The organism is Streptomyces sp. PA03-6a, assembly GCF_033792765.1.
In the GTDB taxonomy this organism is placed as follows: Bacteria; Actinomycetota; Actinomycetes; order Streptomycetales; family Streptomycetaceae; genus Actinacidiphila.
Map to the genome: position 1 here is coordinate 17,137 of NZ_JARAVK010000016.1, position 18,611 is coordinate 35,747.

The 18,611-nt window shown below is 74.8% G+C and carries 16 protein-coding genes; 7 read left to right on the forward strand and 9 right to left on the reverse strand.

What is annotated here, in order from left to right; all coding sequences use genetic code 11:
* Positions 1–4: 4 nt before the first annotated feature.
* The 4 genes from hutI to hutU are packed head-to-tail and all read right to left on the reverse strand — an operon-like array spanning position 5 to position 5,428.
* A complete protein-coding gene (hutI, locus tag PV350_RS06430; RefSeq protein WP_500333099.1) occupies positions 5–1,177 on the reverse strand; it encodes an imidazolonepropionase in 1,173 nt (390 codons plus the stop codon).
* On the reverse strand, positions 1,174–2,532 hold the full coding sequence (locus PV350_RS06435) for a formimidoylglutamate deiminase (protein WP_500333119.1): 1,359 nt from the start codon (positions 2,530–2,532) through the stop codon (positions 1,174–1,176). The genes hutI and PV350_RS06435 overlap by 4 nt, the downstream gene beginning before the upstream one ends.
* Positions 2,529–3,737 (reverse strand): allantoate amidohydrolase, encoded by a 1,209-nt coding sequence (locus tag PV350_RS06440; protein WP_499512196.1) that lies wholly within the window; start codon positions 3,735–3,737, stop codon positions 2,529–2,531. Before PV350_RS06440 ends, PV350_RS06435 begins: the two co-directional genes overlap by 4 nt.
* Positions 3,734–5,428: a urocanate hydratase gene (gene hutU / locus PV350_RS06445; protein WP_500333100.1), complete on the reverse strand. Its 1,695-nt coding sequence runs from the start codon at positions 5,426–5,428 to the stop codon at positions 3,734–3,736. The genes PV350_RS06440 and hutU overlap by 4 nt, the downstream gene beginning before the upstream one ends.
* Positions 5,429–5,625: 197 nt before the next feature.
* Between hutU and PV350_RS06450 the strand changes: the two genes are divergently transcribed.
* The gene (locus PV350_RS06450) at positions 5,626–6,915 is read left to right on the forward strand and encodes a type III PLP-dependent enzyme domain-containing protein (protein ID WP_500333101.1); all 1,290 of its coding nucleotides are present in this window, start codon (positions 5,626–5,628) and stop codon (positions 6,913–6,915) included.
* Between the two features lie 39 nt (positions 6,916–6,954).
* Here the strand turns inward: PV350_RS06450 and PV350_RS06455 are convergent, their stop codons facing one another.
* A complete protein-coding gene (locus PV350_RS06455; RefSeq protein WP_499512199.1) occupies positions 6,955–7,533 on the reverse strand; it encodes a hypothetical protein in 579 nt (192 codons plus the stop codon).
* A gap of 154 nt (positions 7,534–7,687) precedes the next feature.
* Between PV350_RS06455 and PV350_RS06460 the strand changes: the two genes are divergently transcribed.
* From PV350_RS06460 to PV350_RS06470, 3 genes are all read left to right on the forward strand, one after another.
* On the forward strand, positions 7,688–7,897 hold the full coding sequence (locus PV350_RS06460; protein WP_089222253.1) for a ferredoxin: 210 nt from the start codon (positions 7,688–7,690) through the stop codon (positions 7,895–7,897).
* The gene (locus tag PV350_RS06465; protein ID WP_500333102.1) at positions 7,887–9,251 is read left to right on the forward strand and encodes an NAD(P)/FAD-dependent oxidoreductase; all 1,365 of its coding nucleotides are present in this window, start codon (positions 7,887–7,889) and stop codon (positions 9,249–9,251) included. Before PV350_RS06460 ends, PV350_RS06465 begins: the two co-directional genes overlap by 11 nt.
* A gap of 73 nt (positions 9,252–9,324) precedes the next feature.
* Positions 9,325–10,545 (forward strand): cytochrome P450, encoded by a 1,221-nt coding sequence (locus PV350_RS06470; protein ID WP_500333103.1) that lies wholly within the window; start codon positions 9,325–9,327, stop codon positions 10,543–10,545.
* Between the two features lie 37 nt (positions 10,546–10,582).
* Here the strand turns inward: PV350_RS06470 and PV350_RS06475 are convergent, their stop codons facing one another.
* Both PV350_RS06475 and PV350_RS06480 read right to left on the reverse strand, forming a co-directional pair.
* Positions 10,583–11,458, reverse strand: coding sequence for a MurR/RpiR family transcriptional regulator (locus PV350_RS06475; protein WP_499512202.1), 876 nt, complete (start codon positions 11,456–11,458; stop codon positions 10,583–10,585).
* A gap of 75 nt (positions 11,459–11,533) precedes the next feature.
* Positions 11,534–12,886: an acyl-CoA synthetase gene (locus PV350_RS06480; protein ID WP_500333104.1), complete on the reverse strand. Its 1,353-nt coding sequence runs from the start codon at positions 12,884–12,886 to the stop codon at positions 11,534–11,536.
* An 85-nt stretch (positions 12,887–12,971) separates the two neighbouring features.
* On the opposite strand from PV350_RS06480, the gene PV350_RS06485 reads away from it, so the two are divergent.
* Entirely contained in the window at positions 12,972–13,418 is a 447-nt protein-coding gene (locus tag PV350_RS06485) for a hypothetical protein (RefSeq protein ID WP_499512204.1), read from the forward strand.
* A 124-nt stretch (positions 13,419–13,542) separates the two neighbouring features.
* Here the strand turns inward: PV350_RS06485 and PV350_RS06490 are convergent, their stop codons facing one another.
* The gene (locus PV350_RS06490) at positions 13,543–14,364 is read right to left on the reverse strand and encodes an inositol monophosphatase family protein (protein ID WP_500333105.1); all 822 of its coding nucleotides are present in this window, start codon (positions 14,362–14,364) and stop codon (positions 13,543–13,545) included.
* 356 nt (positions 14,365–14,720) lie between these two features.
* Positions 14,721–16,106: a cystathionine beta-synthase gene (locus PV350_RS06495; protein ID WP_500328702.1), complete on the reverse strand. Its 1,386-nt coding sequence runs from the start codon at positions 16,104–16,106 to the stop codon at positions 14,721–14,723.
* A gap of 201 nt (positions 16,107–16,307) precedes the next feature.
* On the opposite strand from PV350_RS06495, the gene PV350_RS06500 reads away from it, so the two are divergent.
* Entirely contained in the window at positions 16,308–17,144 is an 837-nt protein-coding gene (locus PV350_RS06500) for a helix-turn-helix transcriptional regulator (RefSeq protein WP_499512206.1), read from the forward strand.
* Positions 17,145–17,260: 116 nt separating this feature from the next.
* The gene (locus PV350_RS06505) at positions 17,261–18,286 is read left to right on the forward strand and encodes an SGNH/GDSL hydrolase family protein (protein WP_499516855.1); all 1,026 of its coding nucleotides are present in this window, start codon (positions 17,261–17,263) and stop codon (positions 18,284–18,286) included.
* The last annotated feature ends 325 nt before the right edge of the window (positions 18,287–18,611 follow it).

Genomic DNA, 18,611 nt, shown 5'->3' on the forward strand with positions numbered 1-18,611 from the left:
CGGGTCAGATCGATGCGCGCACCCCGCGCCGCCACACGGCGGACACCAGCGGCACACCGGGCCGGTAGGCGAGGTGGACGTGCGAGGGGGCGTCCAGGACCACCGCGTCGGCCCGCGCGCCGGGCGCGAGCCGCCCGACGTCGTCCCGGCGCAGCGCCAGCGCCCCGCCCAGGGTCGCGGCCCGTACCGCCTCGTCGGGGGTCATCCGCATGTCCCGTACGGCGACGGCCACGCAGAAGGGCATGGAACTGGTGAAGGAGGAGCCGGGGTTGCAGTCCGTGGACAGCGCGACGGTGGCGCCCGCGTCGATCAGCCGCCGCGCGTCGGGGTAGACGGCGCGGGTGGAGAACTCGGCGCCGGGCAGCAGCGTCGCGACCGTGCGGCTGCCCGCGAGCGCGTCGACGTCGGCGTCGGTGAGGTGGGTGCAGTGGTCGGCGGAGGCCGCGTCCAGCTCCACGGCGAGCTGCACGCCCGGCCCGTGGCCGAGCTGGTTGGCGTGCACCCGCGGGACCAGACCGCGGGCGGCACCGGCGGTGAGGACGGCGCGGGCCTGGTCGCCGTCGAAGGCGCCGCGCTCGCAGAAGACGTCGACCCAACGGGCGTACGGGGCGCAGGCGTCGAGCATGGGGCCGGTGACCAGGTCGACGTAGCCGGCCGGGTCGTCGGCGTACTCGGGGGCGACGATGTGCGCGCCGAGGAAGGTGACCTCGTCGGCGTGGTCGCCGGCGATGCGCAGGGCGCGGGCCTCGTCGTGCGGGGTGAGGCCGTAGCCGGACTTGGTCTCGATGGTCGTGGTGCCCTGGCGCAGCGCCTCGGCGACGTAGCGGGCGACGTTGGCGTGCAGCTCCTCGTCGCTCGCGGCCCGGGTGGCGGCGACGGTGGTGCGGATGCCGCCCGCGGTGTACGCCTGGCCCGACATGCGGGCGTTGAACTCGCGGGTGCGGTCTCCGGCGAAGACCAGGTGCGAGTGGGAGTCGACGAAGCCGGGGATGACGGCCCGGCCGGCTGCGTCGTACGACTCGTCCGCCGCGGGCGCCGCCGCGGAGGGGCCGACCCAGGCCACGTGCTCGCCGTCGATGACGAGCGCCGCGTCCTCCAGCAACCCCAGCGGGCCCTCGCCGAGCGCCGGGTCGTTGGTGACCAGGCTGCCGATGTTGGTGATGACGCTGCTGCTCATGACGGGCTTCCTTCGGCGGCGGATACGGCGGAGATCGCGGCGGCCAGGGCCGCGCCCACGTCGTGGACGAGCTGGTGCGCGCCGTCGCGGACGACGTGGCGGCCGCCGACCACCGTGTGGCGGACGTCGGCGCCGGTGGCCGCGAAGACGGCGGTCTCGGCGCCGAGCCGGGCCGGGGGGCCCGCAGTGCGCGCGCTGTCCAGCGCGATCGTGGTGAAGTCGGCGAGCGCCCCCGCCTCCAGTCGCCCGGCGTCGGCCCAGCCCAGGCCGGCGTGACCGTCCGCGGTGGCGGCGCGCAGCAGTTCGGCGGCGGTCCAGTGGCCGCGGGTGCGGGTGCGCAGCCGTTCGTCCAGCTCCATGGCCCGCGCCTCCTCGAACAGGTCGATCACGGCGTGGCTGTCGCTGCCGAGGCTGAGCGGGCTGCCCGCCTCCTGCAGCCGCCTGGCCGGGCCGATCCCGTCGGCGAGGTCCCGTTCGGTGGTGGGGCACATGCAGATCGTGGTGCCGGAGCCGCCGAGCAGCGCGATGTCCTCGTCGGTGAGGTGGGTGGCGTGCACGGCCGAGGTGCGCGGACCGAGCACACCGTGGTCGGCGAGGAGCCGGGTGGGAGTGACGCCGTGCGCCGCGAGGCAGGCCTCGTTCTCGGCGGGCTGTTCGGACAGGTGGACGTGGAGCGGCGCCTGCCGGTCCTCAGCCCATCGGACGACGGTGGCCAGTTGGCCGGCCGGGACCGCGCGCACCGAGTGCACGGCCGCGCCGATCCGCGCGTGGGGCCGGTCGGCGAGGGCGGACGCGCGCTCGGCCCAGCCCTCGGCGTCGCCGTCGACGAAGCGCAGCTGGTGCGGTTCGGGGGCGGCGCCGAAGCCGGAGGAGAGGTAGACGGTGTCGAGGAGGGTGATGCGGATGCCCGCCTCGTCCGCGGCGGCGATCAGCGCCTCGCCCATGGCGTTGGGCTCCTCGTAGGGGCCGCCGCCGGGCCGGTGGTGCACGTAGTGGAACTCGCCGACGCAGGTGATGCCCGCCAGGGCCATCTCCGCGTACACGGCGCGGGCGAGGTCGAAGTAGGTGTCGGGGGTCAGCGCGGCCGCGACCCGGTACATGACCTCGCGCCAGGTCCAGAAGGTGCCGCTGCCCTGCTGCACCGTGCCGCGCAGGGCCCGGTGGAAGGCATGGCTGTGGGCGTTGGCCAGCCCCGGCAGGGTGAGCCCGCGCAGCGTCACGGCGCCGACGGGCGGCGCGGCGGCCCCGGTGCGCAGGGCGGCGATCCGGCCGTCGGCGGTGGTGTCGACGACCACACCCCGTTCGACGCGGCCGCCGGTCCACGCGTACTCGGCCCAGTAGCTCTGCGGCGTCAGCGACACGCCAGGCCCTCCAGTACATCGGCGAGTGCGGTCACCCCGGCCAGGCAGTCGTCCTCGGTGGCCGTCTCGGCCGGGGAGTGCGAGACCCCGGTGGGGTTCCGTACGAACAGCATGGCGGTCGGGACGGCCTCGGAGAGGATGCCGGCGTCGTGTCCCGCCCCGGTCGGCAGCACGGGCACTTCCCCCAGCAGCTTGACGAGCTCGTCGCGCAGGCCGTGCGCGAACTCCACGACCGGGGTGAAGGACTCCCGGGTGACCTCCACCCGGACGCCGTCGCGCTCGCCCCGCTCGACCGCCGCGCGCTCGATCTCGCCGACGACCTCGGCCAGGGTGGCCTCGTCGGCGGCGCGCGAGTCCAGCCAGCCGCGCACGAGGGAGGCGATGGCGTTGACACCGTTGGGCTCGACGCCGACCTTGCCGAAGGTGGCCAGCGCGCCGGCGAGCCGGGCCTTCTTGCGGGCGGCGAGCACCGTGTTGGCGTACGTCAGCATCGGGTCGCGGCGGTCCTCCAGGCGGGTGGTGCCCGCGTGGTTGGCCTCGCCGTGGAAGTCGAACCGCCAGCGGCCGTGCGGCCAGATGGCGGAGGCGACGCCGACCGCGTGCGGGGTGTCGGCCAGGAAGCGGCCCTGCTCGACGTGGAGCTCGACGAACGCGCCGATACGGGCGAGGCGTCCGGGGTCCGGGCCGATCGCCTCGGGGTCGTGCCCGGCCCGCTCCATCGCCTGTGCCAGGGTGACGCCGTCGCCGTCGCGCAGCGCGTGGGCCTTCTCGGCGGTCAGCTGTCCCGCGGTCAGCCGGGAGCCGACGCAGGCCAGCCCGAAGCGGGCGCCCTCCTCGTCGCCGAAGTTGACGATCGCCAGCGGCTTGGCGGGCGCGGCGCCGCGGGCCCGCAGCTCGTCCAGCGCCGCGAAGGAGGACACGACGCCCAGCGGGCCGTCGAAGGCGCCGCCGTCCGGCACCGAGTCCAGGTGCGAACCGGTCACCACGGCGTCGCCGGCGGTGGGATCACCCAGCCAGGCCCACTGGTTGCCGTTGCGGTCCAGCTCGTACGTCAGGCCCCGGCCCTCGGCCTGCGCCGTGAACCAGGCGCGGCAGTCGGCGTCCGCGCCGGTCCAGGCGTAGCGGCGGTAGCCGCCGGAGCCGGAGTCGCGGCCGATGGGCCGCAACTCCCTCCACATCTCGTGGAACGAGGAGGTCACGCCTCCCCGCCTTCGACGCCCTCGCCGCCCTCGCGCATGGGCACGCGCACACCGCGCTCGGCGGCGACCTCGTCGGCGCGGTCGTACCCGGCGTCGACGTGCCGGATGACGCCCATGCCCGGGTCGTTGGTGAGCACGCGGCGGATCTTCTCGCCCGCCAGCTTGGTGCCGTCGGCGACGGTGACCTGGCCGGCGTGGATGGAGCGGCCGATGCCGACGCCGCCGCCGTGGTGGATGGAGACCCAGGAGGCGCCGGAGGCGACGTTGACCATGGCGTTGAGCAGCGGCCAGTCGGCGATCGCGTCGGAGCCGTCGAGCATGGCCTCGGTCTCGCGGTACGGGGAGGCGACGGAGCCCGCGTCGAGGTGGTCGCGGCCGATGACGACGGGGGCCGCCAGGGTGCCGTCGGCGACCATCTCGTTGAAGCGCTCGCCGGCCTTGTCGCGCTCGCCGTAGCCGAGCCAGCAGATGCGCGCGGGCAGGCCCTGGAAGTGGACCCGCTCACCGGCCATCTTGATCCAGCGGGCCAGCGACTCGTTCTCCGGGAAGAGCTCCAGGATCGCCTTGTCGGTCTTGGCGATGTCGGCCGGGTCGCCGGACAGCGCCGCCCAGCGGAAGGGGCCCTTGCCCTCGCAGAACAGCGGGCGGATGTAGGCCGGGACGAAGCCGGGGAAGGCGAACGCCCGGTCGTAGCCCGCGAGCTGGGCCTCGCCGCGGATGGAGTTGCCGTAGTCGAAGACCTCGGCGCCCGCGTCCATGAAGCCGACCATGGCCTCGACGTGCTTGGCCATCGCCTCGCGGGCGCGCTGGGTGAACTCGGCGGGCTTCTCGGCCGCGTACGAGGTCATGTCCTCGAAGTCGACGCCGATCGGCAGGTACGCCAGCGGGTCGTGGGCGGAGGTCTGGTCGGTGACGACGTCGATGGGCGCGTCCATGGCGAGCAGCTGCGGCACCAGCTCGGCCGCGTTGCCCAGGACGCCGATGCTCAGCGGCTTGCGCTGGTCGCGGGCCTCGGTGGCGAGGGCGAGCGCGTGCTCCAGGGAGTCGGCGCGCACGTCCAGGTAACGGTGCTCGATGCGGCGCTCGATGGCGCGCGGGTCGCAGTCGATGCAGATGGCGACGCCGCCGTTCATGGTGACGGCGAGCGGCTGGGCGCCGCCCATGCCGCCGAGACCGGCGGTGAGGGTGATGGTGCCGGCCAGGCTGCCGCGGAACTTCTTCTCCGCGACGGCGGCGAAGGTCTCGTACGTGCCCTGCAGGATGCCCTGGGTGCCGATGTAGATCCACGAACCGGCCGTCATCTGGCCGTACATGGTCAGGCCCAGCGCCTCCAGGCGGCGGAACTCCTCCCAGGTAGCCCAGTCGCCGACGAGGTTGGAGTTGGCGATGAGCACGCGCGGCGCCCACTCGTGGGTCTGCATCACGCCGACCGGGCGGCCGGACTGGACGAGCATCGTCTCGTCCTGCTTGAGGCCCTGGAGGGTGCGCACCATCGCGTCGAAGGACCGCCAGTCACGGGCGGCCTTGCCGGTGCCGCCGTAGACCACGAGCTTGTCGGGGTGCTCGGCGACCTCGGGGTCGAGGTTGTTCTGCAGCATGCGCAGTGCGGCTTCCTGCTGCCAGCCCTGCGCGGTGAGCGCGCTGCCGCGCGGTGCGCGTACGGTCCTCGGTCCGGCGCCGGTTCCGGTCATGCCCCTGCCTCCTCGCGACTGGATTGAGTCATTCACATCCTTGCCTCCTGAATAGCACTAGTCAACCGGGCCGACGTGCCTCCGGCGCGTCCCGCGGGGACGTCTCCGGGTCACGTCCCCCACGGGCAGGTCGTACCCACCGTGGGCCCGTCCGTCACGGACCCGCCCCGACGGCCTCGGCCTGACACGATGGCGGTATGACGGAGGAACCCGCGGTACGACGGGAACGGGCACTTCGCGCGGCGGTCGGGCAGGGACTGGTCGGCACCGACAGGCCGGTGGTGGGCCTGCTGGACCTGGACGGCGTCCGGGCGGCCGCCGCCGATCTGCGGGCGGCCTTCGCGACGCCCGGGGTGGAGGTCACGCACACCTTCGCGGTCAAGGCCGCGTCCCTGGTGCCGGTGCTGCGGCTGCTCTGCGAGGAGGGCATCGGCGCGGAGGTCGCCAGCCCCGGCGAGCTCGCCCTGGCCAGGGCCGCGGGCGTACCCGCCGCGAGGATCGTGCTGGACTCCCCCGCCAAGACCCCGGACGAACTGCGGGAGGCGCTGGCCCTCGGCATCGCCCTCAACGCCGACAACCCGCAGGAGCTGGCGCGCCTGGACCGGCTCGTGCCGCCCGGCACCACCGCCGCCCCCCTGGGCCTGCGGGTCAATCCCCAGGTCGGCGCGGGCAGCATCGGCGCGATGAGCACGGCCACCGCCACGTCGAAGTTCGGCGTCGCCCTGCGCGACGAGGGCGCGGCGCACTGGGTGGTCCGCGCCTACCTCGACCGTCCCTGGCTCACCCGGCTGCACACCCACACCGGTTCGCAGGGCGTGCCCCTGGAGCTGATGGCGGCCGGCGTCCGCGCGGCGTACGAGCTCGCCGAGCGGATCAACGCGGCGGCCGGGCGCCGGCAGGTCACCACGCTGGACATCGGCGGCGGCCTGCCGGTCAACTTCGCCTCCGACGAGGTCCGGCCGGGCTTCCGCGCCTACGCCGACGTGCTCCGCGCGGCCGTGCCCGGACTCTTCGACGGGCGGTACGCGCTGGTCACCGAGTTCGGGCGGTCACTGGTGGCCAAGCAGGGCACGATCCTGGCGCGCGTGGAGTACGCCAAGACGGCCGGGGGCCGCGCGATCGCCGTGACGCACGCCGGCGCCCAGGTCGCCACGCGCACCGTCTTCGCGCCCGGCGCCTGGCCGCTGCGGGTCCTGGCGCTCGACCCGGAAGGACGCCCCAAGGACGGCACCCCGGTCGTCCAGGACGTCGCCGGGCCGTGCTGCTTCGCGGGCGACCTCGTCGCGACGGCGCGCGAGCTGCCGCTGCTCGCGGAGGGCGACCTCGTGGCGCTGCCCGACACGGGGGCGTACTACTTCTCGACGCACTTCGCGTACAACTCGCTGCCCCGCCCCGCCGTCCACGGCTACTGCGGGCCCGGTCCGGACTTCCGCACCCTGCGCCGTGCCCAGACGATCGAGGACCTCGTACGGGAGAGCGGCGGCTGAGCCGCGGCCGCGCGGCCGCGGCTCGTTCACCCGGACGGCTCAGCGGGCCGCCGCGGCGCGACGGCGGGACGACCCGCCGGGGCCCGCGTCGCCGGCCACCGGGCCGGTGGCCTCGTAACCGGGGACGGCCGCCGCGGCGGGGCCGCGTCCCACGTACTCGGGCCTGACCCACAGCAGCGTCTCGTGCGCCCGCTCCCAGCGCCCCAGGCGCACCGCCTTGGCCCACAGCCCCGCTCCGGCGCCCGCGAGCAGCATCCCCGCCGCGGCGGGCGCGGCCGCGCCGGACGCGAGGGCCACCACGAACGCCGCGAGCAGCCACCACCGCCGGGCCCGGGTCCAGGCGCGCGCCGTGACCCGGCGGTCCTGCAGGAAGACGCCCCGGGGCGCGCGCTCGGCCGCCTCCGCGAGGGCCGTGTACCGCCGCCGGCGCACCAGGAAGGCCACCACCGCGGCGACCACGAAGAGTGCGGCGCCACCCAGCACCCCGATGCGGCGTCCGGTCAGTCCGGGCACGAAGACCCCGGCACCCGCCGCCACGACCCCCAGCCACCACAGCCACCGCGCCGGCACCCGTACCAGGACCGCCACCCGCGCCAGCGCATACGCTCCGCGCACCACCGCTGTCTCCCTTCCTCCACGGCTCGTTCCGTCAGTGCTGGGGAGGGAGGTTACTCACGGAACATCAAAATTCCGTGAGAACGGCACCGCATGCGGGGCCGCGGAGGCAGTGCTACCACTGAGAGCGGGGGCCTTCGGGGCTGGAGTGGTGCGTATGAACATCGTGGTCGACCTCAATCGCTGCCAGGCCTACGCGCAGTGCGCGTTCCTCGCTCCCGAGGTCTTCGAACTGCACGGCGAGGAGGCCCTGCTGTACGTCCCGGCCGTCCCGGAGGACCAGCAAGAGCGCGTCCACCGGGCCGCGGTGGCGTGCCCGGTGCAGGCCATCCTGGTGGGCGGGGCGGCGGGTGCCGATGTCCGGTGAACTGCGCGACGGGCGCATCGTCATCGTCGGCGCGTCCCTGGCCGGCCTGCGGGCCGCCGAGACGCTGCGCGACGAGGGTTTCGCGGGGTCGCTGACGCTGGTGGGCGACGAGCCGCACCCGCCGTACGACCGGCCGCCGCTGTCCAAGCAGGTGCTGCTCGGGCGCGTGCCCGCGACGGCGACCGGGCTCCCGGCGCGCCGGGAGGTGGACGCGCAGTGGAAGCTGGGCGTCGCCGCCACGGGGGTCGACGGGATCGGCCGGCGCGTCTTCCTCGCGAACGGCGAGGAACTGCCCTTCGACCGGCTGCTGATCGCCACCGGCACCCGCGCCCGGCCCTGGCCGAACCCGGCCGAGGCCGCCCTGGACGGTGTGTTCGCGCTGCGGACCAGCGACGACGCGGCCGGGCTCGCCGAACGGCTGGACGCCGGGCCCCGGCGTGTGCTGGTGATCGGTGCCGGTTTCACGGGCTCGGAGATCGCCTCCGCCTGCCGGGAGCGGGACATCCCCGTGACCGTGGTGGAGCGCGGCCCCGCGCCCCTGGTGGGCGCGCTCGGCGGGACGCTCGCCGCGGTCGCCGCCGAGATGCACCGCAGGCACGGGGTGGACCTCCGCTGCGGGGTGCAGGTCACCTCCCTGGAGGGAAACGGCCGGCTGACCGGCGCCCGGCTCTCCGACGGGAGCACCGTCGAGGCGGACGTGGCGGTGGTCGCCCTCGGCGCGGTCCGCAACACCGAGTGGCTGGCCGAGTCCGGCCTGGCCGCCGGCCCGCGCGGCGTGACCTGCGACGCCGGCTGCCGTGCCTTCAACATGTACGGCATCGTCACCGACGACGTGTTCGTCGCCGGCGACGTGGCCCGTTTCCCGCACCCCCTGTTCGGCTACCAGCTGCTCGCCCTGGAGCACTGGGGCAACGCGGTCGCGCAGGCCGAGGTGGCGGCGCACAACATGGTCAGCGCGGGCCCGTTCCGGCGGCCGCACCTGGCCGTGCCGACCTTCTGGTCCAGCCAGTTCGGCCACAACATCAAGTCGGTGGGCGTGCCGACCTACTCCGACCAGGTCGTCGTCGCCCAGGGCTCGCTGCGCGAGGCCCGGCTGGTCGTCGTCTACGGCTACAAGGGCCGCATCACGGCGGCGGTGTCGGTGAACCGGGCCAAGTGGCTGGACTACTACCAGAACCTGATCGAGACGGCCGCGCCGTTCCCGCCCGAGCCCGGGGCCGCCGACCGGACCGCCCCGATGATCCCCCTGCCGTCCGACGTGCCCGATCCCGCGGTGCTCTCGCACGGCCCGACGGTCGCCCTCACCGGTCATCTGCCGGACCGGCGCCTGACCCTGGTGCGGCACGGCGGCTGAGGCCGCCGCCGCCAGCGCCGCGGACGGGCCGTGGCAGGACGCCGCGGCCCACGACGACGAGGAGCCCCCGCGCATGGCTGCGGACACGCTGTTCCGAAGGATCACCGACTACGCCAGCCGGCCCGATCCCTACCCGCTCTACGCCGAACTCCGCGAGAGCAAGGTGGCGCCGCAGGACGACGGCAGCTACCTCGTCGGCACGTACCACGAGATCAAGGCCCTGCTCCACGACCCGCGCATCAGCTCCGACCGGCGCCACCGCAGCGACCCGCAGGAGGCCCGGCTGGCCGGGGAACTGGCGCCGTCCTTCATCGGCGTGGACGATCCCGAGCACGACCGGCTCCGCCGCACCGCCATGCGGCCCTTCGGCCCGCCGCACACCCCCGGCCGGGTCGACGCCATGCACGGCGAGATCGTCCGGATCGCCGACGGCCTCGTCGCCGGGCTCCGGGACAAGCAGCGCATCGACGTCGTCGACGACTTCGCCTACCCGCTCCCGGTCACCGTGATCTGCCGGCTGCTGGGCGTGCCCCGGGAGGACGAGCCGATGTTCCGCGGCTGGTCGGACGCGATCGTCGGCGGACTCGACCTCAACCCCGACGAGGACCCGACGCAGCGCACGCAGGCCGCCACCGAGGCCCGCAGGGCGATGGGGGTCTACCTGGGCGGGCTGGCCGAGCAGCGGCGCGGCAAGCCCTCCGACGACCTGCTGGCGGCGTTCGTCAACGACCAGGACCCGGCCGGCGGGCTGACGCAGATCGAGCTGATGGTGACCTCGGTGCTGCTGCTCGTCGCCGGGCACGAGACCACCGTCAACCTGATCACCAACGGCATGCTCACCCTGCTGCGCCGGCCCGACCAGCTGGACCTGCTGCGCCGCGAACCGGCCCTGATGCCGCAGGCGGTGGAGGAACTGCTGCGGTTCGAGCCGCCCGTGCAGATGCTGCCCCAGCGCACCCCGCTGGTGGACGTCGAGGTCGCGGGGGTCACCGTGCCCAAGGGGGCGCCCCTGATCCTGGTGCTCGCCTCCGGCAGCCGTGATCCGCAGCGCTTCCGGGACCCCGACCGCTTCGACCCGCAGCGCACGGACAACCAGCACCTGGGCTTCGGCAGCGGTGTGCACAGCTGCTTCGGGGCGCCGCTCGCCCGGCTGGAGGCGCAGATCGCCCTCACCGCGCTGCTGCGCGACCTGGACGGCCTCCGGCTGGCGGAGGACCCGCCGCCGTACCGGCGAAGCCCGGTGCTGCGCGGTCCCCGCCATCTGGTCGTGGAGCACGACGGGGTGCGCGCCTGACCCGGCGTCCACGTCCGGCCCCGGGCCGCGGGGCGGCTCACTCCACGAACAGGCCCTGCGCCGCGGCCTTGGCGTCGAACTCCTCCAGCCGCGCCTGCGCGTCCGGCAGCCCGTCGCACATCGCCTCCAGCAGCACCCGCCCGAGCAGCATCGGCGCGCACGCGGTGTCGAAGGCGAGTCCCGTGCCGACGGCCGCCGGGAGCAGGACGTCGGAATGGGCGGCGACCGGCGCGAAGGCGCTGTCGGCGACGGTGACGACGGTCAGCCCGGCCGAGCGGGCGTACTCCAGGGCCTCGACCACCTCACGGGGATGCCGGGGCAGCGCGAAGCACAGCAGGGCGCTCGCCCCGGCCCGCACGGCCGCGTCGACGCGGTCGGCGAGCATGCTGCCGCCCTCGTCGAGGAGACGGACGTCGGGGTGCACCTTGGCCGCGAAGTAGCCGAAGCCGCGGGCCTGGGCGGCCGCGGCCCGCAGCCCCAGCACGGGCAGCGGCCGGGACGCGGCGAGCAGGGCGCCCGCGCGGGCGACCGGGGCGGGGTCGGCGAGCAGCGCGGCGAGGTGCCTCAGGTTCTCGATCTCGGCCTGCACGGCCTCCTGGTACTCGTTGTACCGGTCGCCGGCCGGCTGCCCCTGGGGCGCCGCGGCGGGGGCGACGTCGCGCAGGTGGCGGCGGAGCGCGGGGTAGCCGTCGAAGCCGAGCGCGACGGCGAAGCGGGTCACGGAGGGCTGGCTGACCCCGGCCAGTTCGGCGACCTCGACGCTGGACAGGAAGGGCGCGTCGGCGGCCCGCCGCACCAGGCAGTGCGCGATGCGGCGCTGGGTGGGCGTGAGCCGGTGCGCCTCGAACAGCTTCATCAGGCGCGCGGACGCGGTGTCGGTCCCGTCGGCTCCGGTGGCGTTCTCGGTGGCCATGACGCCCTCTCCGGTCGGCCATTCATGTGCCGATGACTCTGCATGATTCTATGCAGGAGGGCAAGGCGCCCCGGCTCACACGGGCGGCAGCAGCTTCTTCTGCGGCTTGCCCATCGCGTTGCGCGGCAGTTCGGTCAGGAAGCGGACCTTGCGCGGGCGCTTGTGCACCGACAGGTGACCGGCCACGAAGTCGATCAGCTCGCGCTCGCCCACCCCGTCCGCCACCACGTAGGCCACGATCTCCTGGCCGAGGTCGGTGTGCGGGGCGCCCACCACGGCCGCCTCCCGCACCGCGGGGTGGTCCAGCAGGGCGTTCTCCACCTCGCCCGCGCCGATCCGGTAGCCACCGGACTTGATCAGGTCGGTGGAGGCCCGGCCGACGATCCGGTGCATGCCGTCCGGCTCGATCGCCGCGATGTCCCCGGTGCGGAACCAGCCGTCCTCGGTGTACGAGGCCGCGGTCGCCTCCGGCCGTCCCAGGTAACCGTCGAAGAGGGTGGGCCCGGTCAGCTGGAGCTCGCCGATCTCCGCGCCCGGCTCGGCCGCGATCCGGGTGCGGATCCCCGGCAGCGGCAGCCCGACGGAGCCGGGGCGCCGCTCACCGGCGGCCCGGGTGCTGATCGTGATCAGGGTCTCCGTCATGCCGTAGCGCTCGACCGGCCGCTGCCCGGTCAGCGCCTCCAGCTCACGGAAGACCGGCGCCGGCAGCGGCGCGCTGCCGGAGACCAGCAACCGGGCGCCGCTCAGCGCCCTGGCGGACTCCGGGTCCCCCGCGACCCGGCCCCAGACGGTCGGCACGCCGAAGTAGAGGCTGCCGCCCGCCGCCGCGTACGCCTGCGGGGTGGGGCGGCCGGTGTGGACCAGACGGCTCCCGGTGCGCAGCGCGCCGAGCACGCCGAGCACGAGACCGTGCACGTGGAACAGCGGCAGGCCGTGGACGAGGGTGTCCTCCGGCGTCCACTCCCAGGCCCCGGCGAGGGCGTCGAGTCCGGCGGCGACCGCGCGGCGGGGGACCAGAACGCCCTTGGGCGCCCCGGTGGTGCCCGAGGTGTACAGGACGAGGGCCGTCGTGTCCGGGTCCGGCTCGGGGCCGTCCCAGGACCGGCGCTCGGTGAGCACGACCGGGGGCGCCTGCACGGCCCCGGAGTCGCGCAGGATGTGGTCGCGCTCGGCCGGTCCCGCGTCGGGCGGCACCGGGACGACCGGGACACCCGCGAGGAGGCCGCCGACGACCGCCACGACCGTCTCCAGGGACGGCGCCGCGTGCACGGCGACCGCCGGGGCACCCGCGACGCGCGCCGCGAAGGCGCCCGCGGCACCGAGCAGTTCCTCGCGCGAGCTCGGGCGCCCGTCGACGGTGACCGCGTCGGGGCGGTCGGACGGGGCGTGGTGGAGGGCGGTCAGCAGGCGCGGCGCGTGTCCGGTCACCCCACGACCCTACTGGGGCGACCCCCGGGAACGTTCGGGGGTTTCCCCCAGTGCCACCGGGCCGACCGGTCCGTACGGTGGCGTCATGGACGCCCTTGACCCAGAGCTCAAGAAGGAATTCGCCGCCACCATCCAGGCGCGCAAGGACTTGGGGGAGGAGTACGAGTCGGCCCTCATCGACTCCTTCCTGGAGAAGATGGACCGGCGCATCGACTCCCAGGTCGAGCGGCGGGTACGCCGCGAACTGGCCGAGCACCAGACGGCGTTCGCCCGTGCCGGGCGCCGGGTCGGCCCGGAGGCGCGCGGCCATGGGGGCGGCCGTTTCGGCGCCCGCTACGGCTTCGGGGCGTTCTCCCTGATCATGGCGATCCCGCTGTCCGCCATCGCGGCCGACAAGGGCGACCTGCCCGGGCTCCTCGTCGCCTGGGTCGGCATCGTCGCCGTCAACGCCGCCCATTCGCTGGGATGGCTGTTCAACGAGCGGGGCAGCGCGCCGCGCCGCGGCAAGGACCCGGACGCCTGGGAGGACTGACGGCCCTGAGGCGGCGGGCGGCCCCGCCCGGGCCGGAACGCGTCCGCGGCGGGCGCCGCACGGGTCGAGGCCGTATGGCCCGACCCGCGGGGTGCCCGGCTCCGCGGTCGCAGCCGGCGCCGCGTTACGCGGTGAGCAGTGCCACGACGCGGCGGGCCGCGGTCTCGTCGCGTGCCGCGGCGAAGGGCAGCGGCCCGGCGGCCATGCGGAACGGCAGCCCGTCCGCGCCCAGCACCGTTCCGCCCGCCTCGGCGACCAGCAGGACGCCGGCGGAGTGGTCCCAGGGGTTGTCGTAGGCGTAGGTGGCCGCGTCGAGCCGCCCGAGCGCGACGTCGAGGTAGTCGCAGCCGGCGGAGCCGCTCGCCCAGGGCTTGACGCCGTGCGCGGCCCCCAGTTCGTACAACCTCCGGTGCTGGTCGGCGGTGAGGTGCGCGGGCCGGGCGCCGGCCACCAGCAGCACCTCGTCCGCGTCCTGGGCGCCGCCGGTGCCCAGCCGCAGCGGACGGCCGCCCACGTGCGCGCCCTCGCCGCGCCGGGCGGTGGCGAGGACCCCGTCGACGGGCCGGTACGTCCAGGAGGCGAGCAGCTCACCGCGCGCGGCGAGGGCGACCTGGGTGACGAACGAGGAGTCGCCGCGGACGAAGTTGGAGGTGCCGTCGACCGGGTCGACGATCCAGACCGGAGCCTCGCCCAGCAGCGCACCGAGCAGCGCGGGGTCGGCGTGCACGGCCTCCTCGCCGATGACGGCGGAGCCCGGCAGCAGGCGGGTGAGCGTACGGGTGAGGCGTTCCTCGACCTGGCGGTCGGCGACCGTGACGAGGTCCAGCGGGCCCTTCTTCTCGTCGACGTCGCCCTCGGCGAGGCGGCCGAAGCGGGCGAGCGCCTCCTCGTCGGCCACGGTGCGTATGGACTCCTCGACGGCTGCGAACGTCTGTGCGCTGATCACGGCGGCCACTCAACCAGAAGAGCGGCCCGCGCGGGGACGCGGACCGCTCTTCCACAGATTGCGCGGGAACCGCCGCACCCCCGGTCACCCGGGGGGCGGGACGACGGCGGTCCCCGCGAGGGACGTGGGCCGGATCAGGGCCGGGCCACACGTCCTGGGGTCACCATGGAGGTCCGGGAGCCGCTCCGGAGGTCCTTGGCGCCACATCCGTGGTGTCGGCCGGGCGACCGGTGTGCCGTCCGCCGACATCCACCAATGTGCCGGACGCGTGTTAAGCGCGTGCTGCGGCCACGTGACGTGGGTGTACCACTTCCGCGAACCCGTGGCGGACCTCCCGGGGACGTCCCCGGGTGCCGCTACTTGGCCTCCTCGGCGAGGAAGGCGAGCAGGTCCTGGCGGCTGACCACACCCGTCGGCTTGCCCTCGACCAGCACGATCGCCGCGTCGGCCGAGCCCAGCACCGCCATCAGGTCGCCGACCGGTTCGCCGGAGCCCACCTGCGGCAGCGGCGCGCTCATGTGCCGCTCCAGCGGGTCGTCCAGGGTGGCGCGCTTGGTGAACAGCGCGTCGAGCAGCTCCCGCTCCACGACCGAACCGATGACCTCGGCGGCCATGACGTCGGGGTGCCCGGCGCCCGGCTTCACGATCGGCATCTGCGAGACGCCGTACTCGCGCAGCACCTCGATGGCCTGGCCGACGGTCTCCTCGGGGTGCATGTGCACCAGCTGCGGGATGCCGCCGTCCTTGCGGTCCAGCACGTCGGAGACGCGGGCCTGGCCGGTGCCCTCCTCCAGGAAGCCGTAGTCGGCCATCCACTCGTCGTTGAAGATCTTCGAGAGATAGCCGCGGCCGGAGTCCGGCAGCAGGACGACCACGACGTCGTCCGGGCCGAGCCGCTCGGCCACGCGCAGCGCCGCGACGACCGCCATGCCGCAGGAGCCGCCGACGAGCAGGCCCTCCTCCTTGGCCAGGCGGCGGGTCATCTGGAAGGAGTCCTTGTCCGAGACCGCCACGATCTCGTCCGCGACGGTGCGGTCGTAGGCGGTGGGCCAGAAGTCCTCACCGACGCCCTCGACGAGGTACGGCCGGCCGGAGCCGCCGCTGTAGACGGAGCCCTCCGGGTCGGCGCCGATGACCTTCACCCTGCCGTCCGAGGCGTCCTTCAGGTAGCGGCCGGTGCCGGAGATGGTGCCGCCGGTGCCGACGCCCGCCACGAAGTGCGTGATCTTCCCCTCGGTCTGCTCCCACAGCTCCGGGCCGGTGGAGTGGTAGTGCGAGGCCGGGTTGTTGGGGTTGCTGTACTGGTCGGGCTTCCAGGCGTTCGGGGTCTCGCGCACCAGCCGGTCGGAGACGTTGTAGTACGAGTCCGGGTGCTCGGGGTCCACGGCGGTGGGGCAGACCACGACCTCGGCGCCGTAGGCCCGCATGACGTTGATCTTGTCCGCGGAGACCTTGTCGGGGCAGACGAAGATGCAGTGGTAGCCCTTCTGCTGGGCCACGATCGCCAGGCCGACGCCCGTGTTGCCGGAGGTCGGCTCCACGATCGTGCCGCCGGGCTTGAGCTCGCCGCTCTTCTCCGCGGCCTCGATCATCCGCAGCGCGATGCGGTCCTTGACCGAACCGCCGGGGTTGAAGTACTCGACCTTGGCCAGGACGGTCGCCTGGATTCCTGCCGTCACGCTGTTGAGCCTCACCAGCGGGGTGTTGCCGACGAGGCTGATCATCGAGTCGTGGAACTGCACCATTGTCTCCGGGTTCTCCGTGATTGTGAGGCCAGGGTAAGCGGTTTTCCGGTGGGGGGTCGCCCACGCCGGCACCGGGCGTCGCATGCTTCACATTGGTGTTACGTACGCCCCGGAAGGTCCGGTTGTAGAGTCACACCGTGGCGCGATCACGACACGTCGCTGTTACGACACCGGGCTTATACAACCGGGGGGTGGGCCATGCCTGACCAGAAACACCCGGACACCATCGAAGCGGGCACGGGCAACGCCGACTACGCCGCCGCGCTCAGCGGCCTGGCCGCCGTGGAGTCCGGCCTCGCCTCCGTGCGGGAACGGCTCACGGCGCTCGCCGCCGTGCGCCCGTCCCGGCCGGCCGAGCCCGTGATGCCGGGTGGGATCGCCGAGGTGATCCACGGCGAGACGGAGCAGCAGCACATGATCGAGCAGCTGCAGCGCGAGGCCCGTAAGGAGGTGCTGACCTTCGTGCGGCCGCCGTACGTCGCCGCGGCGGGCAACGTCGTGCAGAAGGAGCGGCTGACCGCCGGGGTCGAGTACCGCTCCCTGTACGAGACGACGGCCCTGGTGTACCCCGGCGCGGCCGACATGCCGGGCTTCGTCGAGCCGGGCGAGCTGGCCCGGGCGGCGCCGACCGTGCCGATGAAACTGATGATCGTCGACGCCGAGCGGGCGCTGCTGCCGCTGTCCGGCGGCCGCGACCGCTCCGTGGTCTCCTCCGCCGGCCTGCTGCTGCTCCACCCCTCGGTGCTGGTCGACGCGCTGCTGGAGCTCTTCGAGGACCGCTGGCTGCGCGGCACGCCGCTGCGCATGCCCTCGCTCGGCGAGACCGAGGAGGACCCGGAGTTCCCCGGCTCCCCCGAGCTCGACGAGCAGTTGCTCTCGCTGCTGATGTCCGGGCTGCCCGACAAGGCGATCGCCTCCCAGCTGGGGATATCCCTGCGCACGCTGCAGCGCAGGATCCGGTCCCTGATGGAGTCCACCGGAACCGCCAACCGCACCCAGCTCGCCTGGTTCGTCGCACAGCAGCGGCTGACCTGAGTCGGGGCCTCCCAGCGGTTGCGGCGGGCATCGGACGGGGCAACAAATCGTTGTACGGGTCGGGCCACGAGGGTCCGCACACCCGGCGCGGGAGGTGGACGTTGTCCAGGGCAAGGGTGGCGCGGCGGATCGCGACGGCCGCCGCGTACGGAGGTGGCGGCATCGGGCTGCTGGGCGGCGCCGCGGTCGGCCTGGTGCTGACCGAGGCCGCGCTCGCCCGCAGGACCGTGGGCGGCTCCGACGCCGTCCCGCCCCGCGCGGACGGCGTCTACGGCGCCGCCTTCGCGCTGAGCACCGACGAGCGGCCGATCGTGCTGGCCCTCGTGGGCGACTCCACGGCGGCGGGGCAGGGGGTGCACCGGGCGAGCCAGACCCCCGGCGCGTTGCTGGCCTCCGGGGTGGCGGCGGTGGCGGAACGGCCGGTGCGGCTGGTCAACGTGGCCAATCCCGGCGCACAGTCCGACGACCTGGCCCGCCAGGTCGATCTTCTGCTGGGGCCCGTTCCCGGCACCGCGCCCGGTCTGTGCGTGATCATGATCGGAGCCAACGACGTGACCCGGCGGATGCCGCTGGCCGTCTCGGTGCGGATGCTGTCCGACGCGGTGCGGCGGCTGCGCGAGGCGGGCTGCGAGGTGATCGTCGGGACCTGCCCCGACCTGGGCACGATCGAGCCGGTCTACCAGCCGCTGCGCTGGATCGCGCGGCGGCTGAGCCGACAGCTCGCGGCCGCGCAGACCATCGCGGTGGTCGGCCTCGGCGGCCGCACCGTGTCGCTGGGCGACCTGCTCGGGCCCGAGTTCGAGTCCCGCCCCCGCGAGATGTTCGGCCCGGACAACTACCACCCGTCGGCCGAGGGTTACGCGACCGCGGCCATGGCGATGCTGCCGACGCTGTGCTCCGCGGTCGGGCTGTGGCCCGAGGAGGACGAGCGCCCCGACGCCCGGCGCGGCGAGGGCTTCCTCCCGGTGGCCCAGGCCGCCGCGGAAGCCGCGGGCGAGGCCGGCACCGAGGTCACCGCGGCCGCCGGCACGGTCTCCGGCCCCCGCGGCCGCTGGGCCCTCCTCAAGCGCCGCCGCCGTCGCCGCCTCCCCGACGCGACGGAACCCGCCGCCACGGCGGCGGCCGAGGCCGCCCAGAACTAGCGCCTCCGGCGGGTTGCGGGCCGGGCGGCGGTACCCGCCGCCGTCCGCGGGTCCGCGGCGCCCGCGGCGGGGGCTGTCTCCCATCCACCCGCGAGGGCACCCGTCGGGGACCGCCGCCGTCCGCTCGCCGCAGGGGGTCAACCCCCGCGCGGCGCGGCCCTTCGGGCGGCGGCATGCCCCGGGCGGCAACCCGCCGCCGCCGTCCGCGGGTCGCTGCGCCCGCGGCGGGGGCTGTCTCCCATCCACCCGCGAGGGCACCCGTCGGGGACCGCCGCCGTCCGCTCGCCGCAGGGGGTCAACCCCCGCGCGGCGCGGCCCTTCGGGC